The sequence below is a fragment of the Streptomyces sp. NPDC001157 genome, assembly GCF_053598255.1.
Map to the genome: position 1 here is coordinate 109,850 of NZ_JBSFJW010000015.1, position 14,513 is coordinate 124,362.

A 14,513-nucleotide genomic window follows, 5' to 3' on the forward strand; every position below is an offset into this window, starting at 1 on the left:
TCCGTCTCGCAGGTTATCGCTGCTTGCGGAGGGCCCCTAAATCGAGGGTCACACCTGAGCGGTGATACCTGTCACATGATGCCGCGCTCACTGGCACGGCGTGCCGGATGTGAGGCGCGCGGAAGGTATGGGGAAGGGCCTCACCGGGTTGGGGTTGACCCGGTGAGGCCCTTTGTACAACCCCTCTTGAGGGGCTCGGAGCCGGTGATCCCCACCCCAATGGCGATCACCTCGCTCCACCCGCGGGGTTCGGGCCGGCCGGTCCGACGGCTTTCGGCCGTCCGGGTCCCTGGGTCCGCGGAGTCGGTCGAGCGTCAGACGCCGTACTGCACGTGCTGCACGTAACCCGGCGTGATCGACTCGGTGACGCCCTGGACGCCGGTGACGGCATGTCCGGCGAGCGGTCCGCCGGTGGACCGGACGGTGTCGGTCAGCTCCCCGGCGAAGGGCGCGACCTGACCCACGACGCCGTGGGCGAAGGGGTCGACATCACCGACGGCTCCGTACGCGAAGGGGGTGACATCACCCGCGGCGCCGTACGCGAGCGTCGCAGCGCTGCCACCGACACCCTGAGCCACCGGCTCCACGAGATCGACGACAGGCCGGGCCGCCTCACTGACCCCCTGCGCAAACTGCGGCACCTGCCCGCCAACCCCATACGCGAAGCCCGTCGCATGACCGGCCACGCCGTACGCCAGCGGCGCCACGTCATCGGCGACCCCACCCACGAACGGCCGGACATCGCTCGCGACGCCGTACGCCAGCCCGTCCGCGTCCGCCACGGCCTGCCCGGCGACCGGCAGCACGCCGTCCACGGCGGTGTGCGCGACCGGTGGCAGCACGGAGCCCGTCGCGTCCTCGGTGACCTGACCGACCAGGCCGGTGGCGTACGACGGCACGTCCGCGACGGCACCGCCGACGACCGGCGCCACGCCGTACACGGCACCGCCGGCCGCCGACCGCACGTCGGCCACCGCGCCACCGGCGACGGGAGTCACGCCCTGGACCACGCCGCCCGCCACCGGCTGCACGCCGTCCACGGCGCCGCCCACGGCGACCGGCTTGACGCCCCGCACCGTGTGGGAGACCACCGGCTGCACGCCCTCGACGACCCCGACCACGACCGGCTGGACGTCGGCCACCACGCCGTACGCCAGCGCCGTCGCGGCACCGACCGTGTGGCCGGCGATCTGCCCGACCCCGGTCACGGCGCCGCCCGCGACGGGCAGCACGCCGTGCACCGCGCCGGTGGCGACCGGTGCCACCCCCTCCACCGTGTCGGTGGCGACCGGCAGCACGCCGCTCGCGGCGCCGGTGGCCACCGGCGCCACTCCGTCCACGGCGTGGGTGGCGGTGGGCGCGACCCCGGCCACCGTCTGGCCGACGACCGGGACGGCACCCGCCACCGCCTGGCCCGCGACCGGCGTCACGCCGTGCACGGCCGAGGTCGCGACCGGCGGGACCGCTGCCGCGGCCGTCTCCTCGACGATCGGGGTGACCGTGCCGGGGACGCTCCGGACCGTGCCGACGACCTGCTGTGCGACCCCGCCGACCGTGCCCGTGACATGGCTCGGGACGGCCGCCACGGAGGCCTGGGCGGCGGAGGCGACGGTGCCGGCCTCGGTCTGCGCGAGGGCAGCCGCGGCGGCGGCCCGGCCCTGGGCACCGGTCGCCGCGGTCTGCGTGACGCCCGCCGCGGTGCGGCCCGCGCCCGCGACGGTCTGCTGCGCCTTCGTCCGTACGACACCGTCGACGCCCTGCGCCCGGGTGCGGGCCGCCGACTGGACGCCCTGGAGCTTCGTCTGGGCGGCGGCCAGCGCCTGCTCCAGCTCCGGCGCGAAGGCGGCGAGGGGGCCGAACAGGTAGTCGACCTCGCCCTGCGGGGAGGAGGTCGTGTCGGTGACGGTGGTGGCGCCCTGGCCGGCTGCGGCCTTCGCCTCGGCCTGCACGGCGCGGGCGGCCTTGGCTCCCTGGATGGCGGCGGCACCCTTGACCTTGGACGCCTTCTTGACCGCCTGCGCGGCGGACACCTTGGCGTCGACGTACTTACGGGCCTGCTCGGCGGTGCCGCCGGGGGTCGTCTTCGCGACACCGGTGACCGTGGAGGTCGCCTTGGCCGCGGTGGAGCCGGCCGTCCCGGTGACGCCGGAGACGGTGCCCTGGACGCCGGTGACGACGCCGTCGACCGTGCCGGTGACGGTGTCGGTCAGCGCGCCGAGGGCGCTGCCGGAGTCGACCGTCGCGTCGGTGGTCGGATCGGTGGTCGGATCGGATGTCGTGTCGGACACGGACAGGGAGGAGGAGGGCAACTCGTCAGCGTTGGCGACGGCGGAACCGAGCGCCCACGCGCCGGTGACACCGGCGGCTATGACGATGGAGCGGCGGATGTTCTTGTTCATGCGTGCGTCAGATCCTTAGATCCGTCGAAGCTCCGCGCTCCTTGATCTCAAGGGAGATCCGGGGAGTTCCGGGGCTTCTTCGAAAGGCTTGGGTTCGAAAGGCTCGGGGACAATTCCGGCGCCGCTTCCGGTCCTGGTCCGGGGAGTCGGGACCAGCGGAAGTGCGGCGGCTTGCGTCCGGAGAACCAAGGGGTGTCCGGACCGGCGGGCAGACCTGCTCCGCCCCCGCGCGGCAGGTCCGTGGCGGGGGAAGGGCCTGCCCTAGCCGGGGAATACGGGAATGTCCCGGTGCCTGTCCCGGGTACCGGCCGCGGCTGCGCTGACGGCGACGCCGCGCACGAGCCGCACGAACCGCCGGTGGTTCACGGCGACGGCGTGCGCGTCCCCGTGTCTCGAGGTGCCGTTGTCGGCCGCGGCCCGGTTGGCCGGAACTCCGGCCGGGTCGCCGTCGGGTGCCGGCTGCGCCGGGGCGTACCCTGCACCGGCGGCCCGCCGTCCGCCGCCCTGCACGGCGGTGGCGGCGCCCGCGGTCACATCCACGACGAACCGCGGCCCGTACGCCGTACCGCTCGCGGCTGCCGCGGAGCGCCTGTCGTCGACGGCCCCTTCCGTCCCCGAGTGCCCTGCGACACCCGGCTGCGGCTCCTGCGCGACCGGCGCGGGAAGTATCCGGCCCGGCGACGAAATGAAGCCGGGCAGAGTGGGCAGGCCCGGCATCGACGGCGCCCCGGGCAGCCCCGGCAGGGAAGGCAACGACGACAACGGCGGTATCTGCGCCGTCACCCTGCCCAGCCCGGCGGTCACGGTCTCCACCAGACCATGGACCGGCTGCACGACGCGATCGCCCACGGAGCGGACGAGCTCACCGATCGACGGAGCGAGGACCTGACCGGCTGCGCCCCGGGTCGCGAGACTGGTTTCGGGATTCGGGGCGGGCTTGGGATCGGTCGGTGCCGGGGCGGGGGCCGGTGCGACGGGAGCCGTCGCCTTGGGCTTGTCCGGAGCGGCCGGACGGCGTCGGGGCTCGTGCGCGGACGGAGTGCCCGGCTTCGACTGGGCAGCGGGCGCCGCATCGTGCGCCTGCGCCAAGAGTGCGGCCGAAGCGTTCGCCAGCCGGCCGACCGTAGCGCCCGACGTGTTCGTGAGCCCGGTGACCGTGGCGGCCGTGTCGCTCGTCGACGACGCCCGTACGACGCCCGCCGGAGCAGCCGGCGCGGCCTCGGACGAGGAGGTGGCGGGCACCCCCTCCGCCGCGTGTGCCTGCTCCCCGCAGAGGAACCCCAGCACGAACAACCCGCTGACCAGCAGGACCACTTGCAGCGCACGCCGTCCGGCCGCCGTGCGCATCACGCGCAGAGCGGCACCGGGCAAGGCTGCTGGCCAGGTCAAGACGGGGTGGTCCTCCCGTGCGGCGGAACGAACTTCACGTGACGAGCCGAGACGAGCTACGAGTCGGCGCGGTGCGGTGCGATGCGGACGAGGCGGAGCAACGGCGCGCCGCTGATGAGGCGTCGATCCTTGCACGGCCCTCCCGAGGTTGCGCAAGCCCCTCGTTACTGATGGGTAGGCATGTCCGTTTTGCTGGGCGAAGTCGGACGACGATGCATCGACAAATCGTCAGTGACCGTTTCCTGTCTGCCCGGTCGCGCTGTTTCCGGTCATGCCGGGTCCTGTCGGGTCACGCCGTGTCAGGTATGGGCAGCGGTCGCTTCTCGATGGCCGCCGCCATCACTTCGGGGAAGAGATCGGGCGTGCACGCGAACGCCGGTGCCCCCAGCGCGGCGAGGGCGGCCGCGTGCTCACGGTCGTAGGCCGGCGCCCCTTCGTCCGAGAGCGCAAGCAGTGTCACGAACTGCACTCCGGACGCCTTCATCGCGGCAACCCGCTTGAGCATCTCGTTCCGTATCCCGCCTTCGTAGAGATCGCTGATGAGCACGACCACCGTCTCCGCGGGCCTGGTGATCTGCGACTGGCAGTAGGCGAGTGCCCGGTTGATGTCCGTACCGCCGCCGAGCTGCGTGCCGAACAGCACGTCCACCGGATCGTCGAGCTGGTCGGTGAGATCGACGACCGCCGTGTCGAAGACGACGAGTCGGGTGTTGATCGACCGCATGGACGCGAGCACCGCCCCGAACACGGACGCGTAGACCACGGATGCCGCCATCGACCCCGACTGGTCGATGCAGAGGACGACTTCCTTCTTCACGGACTGGGACGCCCGCCCGTAGCCGATGAGCCGCTCCGGCACGATCGTCCGGTACTCGGGCAGGTAGTGCTTGAGGTTGGCCGCGATGGTGCGGTTCCAGTCGATGTCGTGATGGCGCGGCCGGTTGATCCGCGCGCTGCGGTCGAGGGCGCCGGTGAGGGTGGCCCGAGTGCGGGTGGCGAGCCGCTTCTCGAGGTCCTCGACGACCTTGCGCACGACGGCCCGTGCCGTCTCCTTGGTCGACTCCGGCATCGCCTTGTTGAGCGAGAGCAGCGTGCCGACGAGGTGGACGTCGGCCTCCACCGCCTCCAGCATCTCCGGCTCCAGCAGCAGCGCGGACAGCCCGAGTCGGTCGATGGCGTCGCGCTGCATGACCTGGACGACGGAGGACGGGAAGTACGTCCGGATGTCCCCCAGCCAGCGCGCCACCGACGGCGCCGACGCCCCGAGCCCCGCCGACCGGTCCCGCCCCGCCTGCCCTTGCTTGTCGCCCTTCCCGTAGAGCGCCGTCAACGCCCCGTCCATCGCGCTGTCCTGCCCCGACAGCGCGCAACCCGTGCCGTCGGCGGCGTCACCCCCGAGCACCAGCCGCCAGCGCCGCAGCCGCTCCTGCGCCGGGGCTGCCGGGTCCATCGCCCCGGCCGTCATCGGCACACCCCCGCGCCGGGCCGGTCCCAGAGCGGCATCACCGGCACGGTCGTCGTCGGCACCGGGCCGCCCTCCCGGAGCTTCTGCGCGACACCCCGGACAGCGTCGCCGGTACTCCCCCGCCGCCTCGGCTCCCGCACTTCTTCGGCTGTCATCCCGCCACCCCCACAAGGTTGTTGTCGACGCCGTCGTCCCCGGCGTCCTCTGCCGTTCCGTCCAGGCCCAGAAGCATCCGGACCACCGGCAGCACCGCGTCCGCGCGCCCCGGGTCCAGATCGGCCGCGAAGCCCGGTATTCCGGGGCCGGCGGCCGTCACGCTCCCCCGCTCTTCCGGTCCGCGCCGGATCAGCTCGCCCAGCGTCCGGCGCACCCCCGGCTCATACGCCGAGAACGTGCGCCGCAGCAGGGGCAGTACGTCCGTGAACGCCTCCGTAGGTACCCCGGTCAGCCAGGAGTCGACCAGCCCGAGCAGCCGCTCGTCGTGCACGAGGAGCATTCCGCCGCCGGACCCTCCGCCGACGAAACCCTCGATCCAGGCGGCGGCATCCCCGGGCGGGGTCCCCGGCGACAGCACGAGACCCATGAGCCGTGCCGCCTCGTCCTGCCCCAACTCCCCGTCGTCCAGCAACAGCCGCACGGCCCGCCCCCGGACCACACCGGGCACGGTGTCCCGCACGGACAGCACGCGCAGCACCGAGTGCCAGCGGCCCCGCAGGTCGCGATGGTCCGGTGCGGGGGCGTCGCCCAGCAGTCCCACCGCCCCGTGCACCGCGTCCACATGACGTCGCATCTCCTCGGCGGCGTCCGCGTCCAGGGCCGCGCAGGCCGGGGGCAGGCCGACGAATATCCGCTCGGCGAGGCCCGCGGCTACTCCGGCCAGCGCTCCTGTGTCCGTGCCGCGTACGTCGCCGTACCGGAGGGAGCGCACCAGGGCTGGCAGTGCCTGCGCGAGGTGGCCGACGTCCGTGTCGAGCGCCGCCCGGTCGGCGAGGACCTGCATCACCACCGGCAGCGCTCGAGGCAGTTCGGCCAGCAGGCAGCGCTCGGCGAGTCCGGTGACGTCGGCCAGGGCCTGTGCGGCGACGGCGTCCGCCTCGGCCTTGGCCGTCGCGGCGGCGAGCACCGTTGTGCCCCACACCCCGGCTTCCGCCACCCGCACGGCGAGCTCCGGCTCCCAGCGCAGCCGCCATGTCTCCCGGAACGTGCCCGTACTGCCCCGCGAAGCCACCGGTTCGCCCCACGCCACACCGAGCAACCGCAGCCTGTGCAGCAGCCTGCTGCGCCCTGCGTCGGTCTCCTTGCGCAGGTCGAGCTCCAACTCTCGCTCCAGCGCCTCCGGTTTGAGCCGAAGCCGACGCTGGATCCGGTCCAGGTCCCGCTGCAACGGCACCGCCGGCGCAGCCCGCGGCACCTCCCCCAGCACGTCCCCGACGACCAGCCGGTCGTGCACCAGCGCCAGCGGCACGTCCGAGCCCTCGCACATCACCGCGCGCACGGCATCGGTGGTCTCGCCGAGCCCCGGCAACGGGCGGCCCCGCATCGCGGCGAGCGTCTCCGCCAGCCGCACCGCCTCGATGACATGCGCCGAGGAGACGATCCGGTCCTCGTCCCGCAGCAGTCCGGCCACCTTGGTCATCCATCGCTCGACCGGCCGGTCCGGGGCGGCGAACAGATGCCCGTACCAGCCCGGCGAGTCGATGCCCGCCCCGTACCCGCTGAGCCGCGACAGCCTGCGGTACGTCCACGGCACCCACGTCATGTCCGTCTTGACCTTGGGCAGCCCCTTCACCAACGCCCGGTCCGCGGCGACGGCCGTCTTCTGTCGCAGCGCAGGCACATGCCAGGCCCCGCACACGACAGCCACCATGTCCCCGAACTCCCGCTGCGCAGCCCGCACCTGGAGCCGCATGTACGCCTCCCGTACGAGGTCTCGGTCATGCCCCCCGCTGCCGTACGCCTCCCGCAGCGCCCCCATGGCCTCTTCGAGCACGAGGAACGGCGCCAACGCGTCTCCCCCTCCCAGCCCCCGGTGCTCGACGACGTCCTCCCACCACCGCTCCGGGTCGTCGTACCCTGCGGCTTCGGCGAGCACGGCGAGGGGGTCGATACGGACGTCGGCTTCCACGGCCGACGTGTCGGCAGAGGGCTCCGCATCGGCGGCTGCATTGGCATCGGTGCCCGTGTCGGGGCTGCGGTCGCCGTCGGGGTCATTGTCGGTGGCGGTGTCGACGCCGGAATCGGCTCCGGTCTCTGTCTCGGTGCCGGGGCCGGAGCCGCCCCCTGTGTCGGCTCCGGCCCCGGCACCTGTCCCAGCGCCGGAGTCGGCGCCGCGCCCCAGCTGTGCGCTGTCGCCACCCATGCCCCCGTGCTCGGCGACACCCCCGCGCCCGCCGTCAGCCGCGCCGACCCCGGCCGAACCGGCGTCGTCCCCACGCCCGTTCTCTGCTCCCCCTCCGGGCTCGCCCTCCGTCTCCTTGCTCCACGCGAGGGTGTGTGTGGCCGGCAAGTCGATGAAGCGCGCTGGTACTTCGTGCTCCAGGGCCCATCGGATCGCGACCCACTCCGGGGAGAACTCGGCGAGCGGCCAGAAGGCCGAGCGGCCGGGCTCGTCCACGGCATGGGCGAGGAGAGCGACCGGCGGCCGCATGTCCTCCTCGGCGGCCAGCGGGATCAGTGCGTCGGCCTCGGGCGGCCCCTCGATCAGTACGGCCCGCGGCCGGGCCGCATCCAGCGCCGCCCGTACTGCTCGCGCCGAGCCGGGTCCGTGATGTCGTACACCGAGCAGCAGCGGCCCGCCATCGGCCGCGCCGCCTCCGCCCCTCGCCATCCCTGTCACACCGTCCCCCTCGTCGTCCTGGTCATCGCGCCCCTCGAATGCAGCAGCCGGAGGCCTGCCTGGCGCCCTCCGGGCCGCCGCAATCCCCGGCGTACAGGCCGTCCCCGTGAGCCGTGCACACCGAGCCGCCCGATCCCTGGCCCCCGCCCGATCCCTTGTTCCCGCCGTTCCCGCCCGAGCGGCCCCACCCCAGGTCGTTCACGCGCTCACCTCCCGGCAGGCCCGGTAGAAGTCCTTCCAGCCGTCACGCTCGCGGACGACCGCCTCCAGGTACTCCTGCCAGATGACACGGTCGGCCGCCGGGTCGCGGACGACGGCGCCGAGGATGCCGGCGGCGATGTCTCCGGCTCGCAGCACGCCGTCGCCGAAGTGGGAGGCCAGGGCGAGGCCGCTGGTGACGACCGAGATCGCCTCCGCCGTCGACAGCGTGCCGCTCGGCGACTTGAGCTTCGTACGCCCGTCGGACGTGACCCCGTCGCGCAGCTCGCGGAAGACGGTCACGACCCGGCGGATCTCGTCGATGCCGTCGGGCACGGCCGGCAGGTCGAGCGAGCGGCCGATCTGGTCGACACGGCGCGAGACGATGTCGACCTCGGCCTCGACGCTCTCCGGCAACGGCAGCACCACCGTGTTGAAGCGGCGGCGCAGGGCGCTGGAGAGGTCGTTGACCCCGCGGTCCCGGTCGTTGGCCGTGGCGATCAGGTTGAAGCCCCGTACGGCCTGTACCTCCTGCCCCAACTCCGGTATCGGCAGCGTCTTCTCGGAGAGGATCGTGATGAGCGTGTCCTGGACGTCGGCGGGGATACGGGTCAGCTCCTCCACCCGCGCCGTCATCCCCTCCGCCATGGCCCGCATGACGGGGCTGGGCACGAGGGCGGCCCGGCTCGGGCCGTTCGCCAGCAGCTGCGCGTAGTTCCAGCCGTACCGGATCGCCTCTTCCGGCGTGCCCGCGGTGCCCTGCACGAGCAGCGTCGAGTCGCCGCTGACCGCCGCGGCCAGGTGCTCGGACACCCAGGTCTTCGCGGTGCCGGGTACGCCGAGCAGAAGCAGGGCGCGGTCGGTGGCGAGGGTGGTGACGGCGACCTCGACGATACGCCGCGGGCCCACGTACTTCGGTGTGATCACCGTGCCGTCCGGCAAAGTACCGCCGAGCAGGTACGTCGCCACCGCCCACGGCGACAGCTTCCAGCGGGCCGGGCGCGGGCGGTCGTCCTGCGCGGCCAGCGCGGCGAGTTCATCGGCGAAGGCGTCCTCGGCGTGCGGCCGCAACGCCTCGGCCGGCTCCTTCGCGAGTACTTCGGCTGCTTCGACGATCGTCGGTTCCACGGACACAGACATGGCTGAGGCCCCCTCCAGCTCGGCCGGTTCGGATCTGGCATCCACGTTGCACTACGCCACTGACAATCCGTTCTGACCTGCGGAAACTCCTGTGCGAGGGTGCTCGCCGGGCCGATTGTCAGTGCCGGGATCTACCTTCGATGTCATGACTCAGCAGGGGGTGCGCTGGAGCGCGGATCAGGTGCTGGCACTGGCGCCTGACGTCGCGTCACGCAAAGCGGGCAGCAAACTCGGCGCGGCGGGGCCGTGGTCCGAGGCGGGGAGTTCCGACGAGGGGGCGGTGTGGGGGCAGTGCAAGGGCAGTGGCAGCAAGCCGTATCAGACGATCGTGGACATCGCGGATGCGGCGGGTCCCGCGTACAAGTGCAGTTGTCCGAGCCGCAAGTTCCCGTGCAAGCACGCACTCGGACTGCTGCTGCTCTGGGCGAGCGGGGATGGTGCGGTGCCGTCGGGGCAGGCGCCGGACTGGGCGGAGCCGTGGATAGAGGGGAGAAGGCAGCGCGCCGAGCAGAGGCGGACGGCGGGGGCGCCTCATTCCTCGTCCGGGTCCGGTGATCCGGAGGCCGCGCGGCGCCGGGCGGAGCGCAGGGCCGAGCGGATCACCGCGGGCGCGACCGAGTTGGAGCAGCGCCTGGCAGATCTGCTGCGTGGCGGCCTCGCGGGCGCGGAGCAGGCGGGGTACGGGCTGTGGGAGGAGACTGCGGCCCGCATGGTCGACGCCCAGGCACCTGGACTGGCCGGGCGGGTGCGGGAGTTGGGGGCTATTCCGTCGTCGGGTCCGGGCTGGCCGGTGCGTCTGCTGGAGGAGTGCGCCCTGCTCCATCTCCTCGACCAGGGCTGGCTGCACCGCGAACGGCTGCCGGACGGCCTGGCGGCGACGGTCCGTTCACGGATCGGCCTGCCCGGCACGGCGGACGGCCCGCCACTGCGTGACCGCTGGCTGGTCCTCGCCCAGTACGACACGGCGGACACACGCCTGACGACGCGCAGAATCTGGCTGCACGGCACGGACTCGGACCGCACCGCACTGCTCCTCTCCTACGGCGCCGCGGGGCGCGCCCCGGAGCTGGCGCTACCCGTCGGACTGACCCTGGACGCCGAGGTGGCCGCCTATCCCGGTGCCGGGCAACTGCGGGCGGCCCTGGGCGAGCAGTTCGCACCGCCGGCCCCGTCGGTGACTCGGCCGCCGGGAGTGACGACGGCCCAGGCGGCCGCCCGCTACGGCGAGGCGCTGCGGGACGACCCCTGGCTGGACTCCGTCCCGGTCACCCTGGACCGGGTCATACCGATCCCGGACGGCGACTCCTGGCAGTTGGCGGACGCCGACGAGGATGCGGCGCTGCCGCTGACTCCGGCCGCCCGTGCCCGCCCCGGCCTCTGGCGCCTGGTCGCCCTCTCGGGCGGCGCCCCGGTCAAGGTCTTCGGCGAGTGCGGCCACCGGGGGTTCACGCCGCTGACGGCGTGGCCGGAAGGGATGGGAGAGGCGGTGCGGCTGTGCTGACCCATCAGTCGAAGGACCACCGTACGACGCCCACAGGGACAGGAGCTTCACGGAAAGGAACGGCATGAACAGGACGTCCACGCCGGTGGATGCGCCCGCCTCGGGCGCCTGGGAGGAACTCGTCACGGCGGCACTGCTCGGGACGGAGCGGCGCACCCCGCCTGGCGGCGCGCCGGGGCGGGAGGCGCCGGTGGCGCTGCTGGACGCGGCGGCCGCGGAGACCGTTCGGCGGCGGGCCGGACTGCGGGCGGCGCCGGCGGCCGGACGGCCCGAGCCGGCTGCCGAGGACCCTCGGCCGGTGCTCCCGCCCGCGGCGGCCCGCAGACTCGCGCTGCTGCTGGCCGACCGGCCGGGCACGGGCGGCGGCGGCCGTAGGGGCACGGCGCCGGACCTCATGGAACTGCTGCCTCAGTGGCTCCAGGCAGCGAACGCCCGCGGTTTCGCGGCACCCCCTCAGGCGCTGCCCGCCCTGCTGGACGCGGCCCGGGGGCGTACGGATCTGCGGCCGGCGGCGCTGGCGTTCGCGGGGCCGCGCGCCGTGTGGCTCGCCCGGCTGAACCCCGACTGGCGGTTCGCCCTGCGTGCGACACCGGGCGGAGGCGCCGCCCTGCCGCACCCGGAGGACACGGAGCGGACCCGGCGCCTGTGGGAGGAAGGCCTGTTCGCCGAGCGGGTCGCGCTCCTGTCCGCCATACGCGCCCGCGAGCCCGCCGCCGCCCGCGAACTGCTCACCACCACCTGGTCTACGGAGCGGGCCGAGGACCGCCTGATGTTCCTCGACTCGCTGCGCACGGGACTCGGCCCCCAGGACGAGCCCTTCCTGGAACAAGCACTGGCCGACCGCAGCCGCAATGTGCGGGCGACAGCAGCAGAGTTGCTTTCCGCACTGCCGGGTTCGGCGCTCGCCGCGCGGATGGCCGCCAGAGCCGCGGCGTGCGTGGCCGTCGACCGCACGGGCGGCTCACCGGTGATCACCGTTGAGGCTCCGCTCGAGTGCGACGCGAGCATGGAACGCGACGGTGTCATGGCCAAGGCTCCGGCGGGACGGGGTGAACGGTCGTGGTGGCTGGGCCAGCTGGTGGAGGCGACACCGCTCGGGACATGGTCCACGCGTCTGGGTGGGCGTACGCCCCGGGAGATCGTGGCGCTGCCGGTGACGGACGACTGGCAGAGCGAACTGCACGCGGCCTGGTGCCGGGCCGCCGTGCGGCAGCGAGATCCCGAGTGGGCCCGGGCGCTCCTCGGAACCCCGTCCCCCCCCGAGGCCGGCGGGCCGGGCGCGGTGTCACTGGCCGAGCGCGCAAAGCTGCTCGGCACGCTGAGCGCCGCCGAACGGGCCGACTGGGTGGCCGGGTTCATAGCGGCTCATGGCCTGTCCGAGGCGTTTCAGCTGCTCGGGGTGTGCGCGGTGCCCTGGTCCGCGCCGCTGGGGCGGGCGGTGGTCGACGCGCTCAACATCGCGCGGGACGCGGGGAGTTATCCATGGAGCTTCAGCGGAGTGATGGGCCTGGCCGAACGCTGCCTCGACCCCTCCGAGGCGAGCCGCCTGGACGGCCTGCTGGCGATACCCGACGAGACGGAGAACGCGTCACCAGGGGCGGGCGGCTACTGGGCGGAGGCGTTCCAGCGCCTGGTCACAACACTCCGGTTGCGGGCGGCGATGGCGGACGAGCTGAGGGCGTAGGGCCTGTCTGTTGCGGCGCTCTCCGGCACTGCTTCGGCGCCGGTCAGCGCATTTCAGCCCGTCGTGGGGGTCCCCCCGCTCCAGCGAAGCCGAGAGTGGGGGAGTTTGAGGACGAGGCCGTTCAGGCCGAAAGGGGTTCTGGGGGCGAATCCCCCAGGGCCGGTCGCCCCATCTCACCCGCACCACACGTCGGTCGCACCGCCGAAGGCCTACGCCCCGGCCGGCTGCCGAACATTCGCCCGGACCCAGTCCACGATCGACTGCGTCGTGGCGCCCGGCGTGAAGATCTCCGCGACGCCCTGCTCCTTCAGCGGAGCGATGTCCGCCTCGGGGATGATCCCACCGCCGAAGACCAGAATGTCCTCCGCGTCCCGCTCCTTGAGCAGCTTGATCACCGCGGCGAAGAGCGTGTTGTGGGCACCGGAGAGGATCGACAGCCCGATCGCGTCGGCGTCCTCCTGGATCGCGGTGTCGACGATCTGCTCGGGGGTCTGGTGAAGGCCGGTGTAGATGACCTCCATACCGGCGTCGCGCAACGCACGCGCGATCACCTTGGCCCCGCGATCGTGGCCGTCGAGCCCCGGCTTGGCCACCACCACGCGGATCGGACCGGCTGCCACACCCATCACTGCCTCCATGAAGCGACTGCATCCATCCCAACCGACAAGTACTGGGTACCCGAACCGGCCGGGGGAAGTGAACGAACGTTATCGCCAGCATCCCGCAACCGGCAGTTTCGCGGTGAAGACCGAGGGGGAAATCACACGATGGGACACGTTCACCGCGCACCGTTCCGGTGGGAACACGCGCAACGGGAGCCGCAAAGAGGTCGCCGCACCACCGCGCCGCAGGCCGCGCGCCGTGGCGATGCGGCGTGTCGACGATGCCATGAGGGGCCGTCGACCGCCTTCCCCGCGGCCTCCCACGAGGGCACACGGGGGACAGAGGCGTCCTCCTGCGTGCCGACAGGAGGTCGGCCATGAAGGTCACGAGGGCGGCGCTGCCCTTTCTTCCGCTCTGTCAGCGACTGCTCCCGAGCAGACTGGCGGGACTCTCCCTGGCGCTGCTGAAGGCGACCGCTCTGGAACTCGCGATCCTCGCGGGACACCTCCTCCTCTATCCCTCCGGCGTCACACAGGAACGCCGAGGACCATCCACCCCGCTCCCGTCGGCGGACGGCGCCGCACAGCTGCCGACCGAGACCAAACCCCCGGTCGTCCTCCTGCACGGCTTCATCGACAACCGCTCGGTCTTCGTGCTGCTGCGCCGCAGCCTCGCCCAGCACGGCAGGCACCAGGTCGAGTCGCTCAACTACTCGCCGCTGACCTGTGACATCCGCACCGCGGCCGAGCTGCTGAGCCGGCACATAGAAGAGATCTGCGAGCGCACGGGCAGCAGGCAGGTCGACATCGTCGGACACAGCCTCGGCGGACTGATAGCGCGGTACTACGTGCAGCGGCTGGGCGGTGACATCCGTGTCCGCACGCTGGTGACGCTCGGCACCCCGCACTCCGGCACCCGGGTGGTGCCGCTGGCGAACGCCCACCCGATCGTCCGCCAGATGCGCCCCGGCTCCGAGTTGCTGGAGGAGCTGACCCGGCCCGCACCGGGCTGCCGTACGCACTTCGTGAGTTTCTGGAGCGACCTCGATCACCTGATGGACCCGCTGGAGACCGCCTGTATCGACCACCCCGACCTGCTGGTGCAGAACGTAAGGGTCAGCGGGATCGGACATCTCGCCCTGCCCGTGCACCCCGCCGTCGCGACCGGGATACGCCAGGCCCTCGACGCCGAAGGGACAGGAGCCGAAGCCGCCGCCCACGCCGGCGGCCTGACAGTGGCCTGACCCCATCCTTGCGGCTGCATCCGGTGCAGCCGCATCCCACACAGCCTGCTTGCAG

At 73.1% G+C, this 14,513-nt stretch carries 9 protein-coding genes; 3 read left to right on the plus strand and 6 right to left on the minus strand.

Annotated features, from left to right (window positions below):
- Positions 1–314: 314 nt before the first annotated feature.
- From ACWDAG_RS25500 to ACWDAG_RS25520, 5 genes are all read right to left on the minus strand, one after another.
- Positions 315–2,399, minus strand: a complete 2,085-nt coding sequence (locus tag ACWDAG_RS25500; protein WP_450697878.1) for a hypothetical protein — start codon at positions 2,397–2,399, stop codon at positions 315–317.
- Between the two features lie 261 nt (positions 2,400–2,660).
- Complete coding sequence (locus ACWDAG_RS25505; RefSeq protein WP_450697879.1) at positions 2,661–3,788, minus strand: hypothetical protein; 1,128 nt, start codon at positions 3,786–3,788, stop codon at positions 2,661–2,663.
- Positions 3,789–4,077: 289 nt separating this feature from the next.
- Positions 4,078–5,253 carry a VWA domain-containing protein gene (locus ACWDAG_RS25510; protein WP_450697880.1) on the minus strand — a complete coding sequence of 392 codons (1,176 nt, stop codon included), beginning with the start codon at positions 5,251–5,253 and terminating at the stop codon, positions 4,078–4,080.
- Positions 5,254–5,404: 151 nt separating this feature from the next.
- The gene (locus ACWDAG_RS25515; protein ID WP_450697881.1) at positions 5,405–8,080 is read right to left on the minus strand and encodes a DUF5682 family protein; all 2,676 of its coding nucleotides are present in this window, start codon (positions 8,078–8,080) and stop codon (positions 5,405–5,407) included.
- Positions 8,081–8,287: 207 nt separating this feature from the next.
- On the minus strand, positions 8,288–9,427 hold the full coding sequence (locus ACWDAG_RS25520; RefSeq protein WP_450697882.1) for an ATP-binding protein: 1,140 nt from the start codon (positions 9,425–9,427) through the stop codon (positions 8,288–8,290).
- Positions 9,428–9,572: 145 nt separating this feature from the next.
- On the opposite strand from ACWDAG_RS25520, the gene ACWDAG_RS25525 reads away from it, so the two are divergent.
- Both ACWDAG_RS25525 and ACWDAG_RS25530 read left to right on the plus strand, forming a co-directional pair.
- Entirely contained in the window at positions 9,573–10,928 is a 1,356-nt protein-coding gene (locus ACWDAG_RS25525) for an SWIM zinc finger family protein (RefSeq protein WP_450697883.1), read from the plus strand.
- A 64-nt stretch (positions 10,929–10,992) separates the two neighbouring features.
- Positions 10,993–12,612, plus strand: a complete 1,620-nt coding sequence (locus tag ACWDAG_RS25530; RefSeq protein ID WP_450697884.1) for a DUF5691 domain-containing protein — start codon at positions 10,993–10,995, stop codon at positions 12,610–12,612.
- 209 nt (positions 12,613–12,821) lie between these two features.
- Here ACWDAG_RS25530 and ACWDAG_RS25535 read toward each other — a convergent pair whose 3' ends face one another.
- A complete protein-coding gene (locus tag ACWDAG_RS25535) occupies positions 12,822–13,238 on the minus strand; it encodes a cobalamin B12-binding domain-containing protein (protein WP_030930230.1) in 417 nt (138 codons plus the stop codon).
- 353 nt (positions 13,239–13,591) lie between these two features.
- Here ACWDAG_RS25535 and ACWDAG_RS25540 point away from each other — a divergent pair, with 353 nt between their 5' ends.
- Positions 13,592–14,458, plus strand: a complete 867-nt coding sequence (locus ACWDAG_RS25540) for a lipase family alpha/beta hydrolase (protein WP_450697885.1) — start codon at positions 13,592–13,594, stop codon at positions 14,456–14,458.
- Positions 14,459–14,513: the final 55 nt, after the last annotated feature.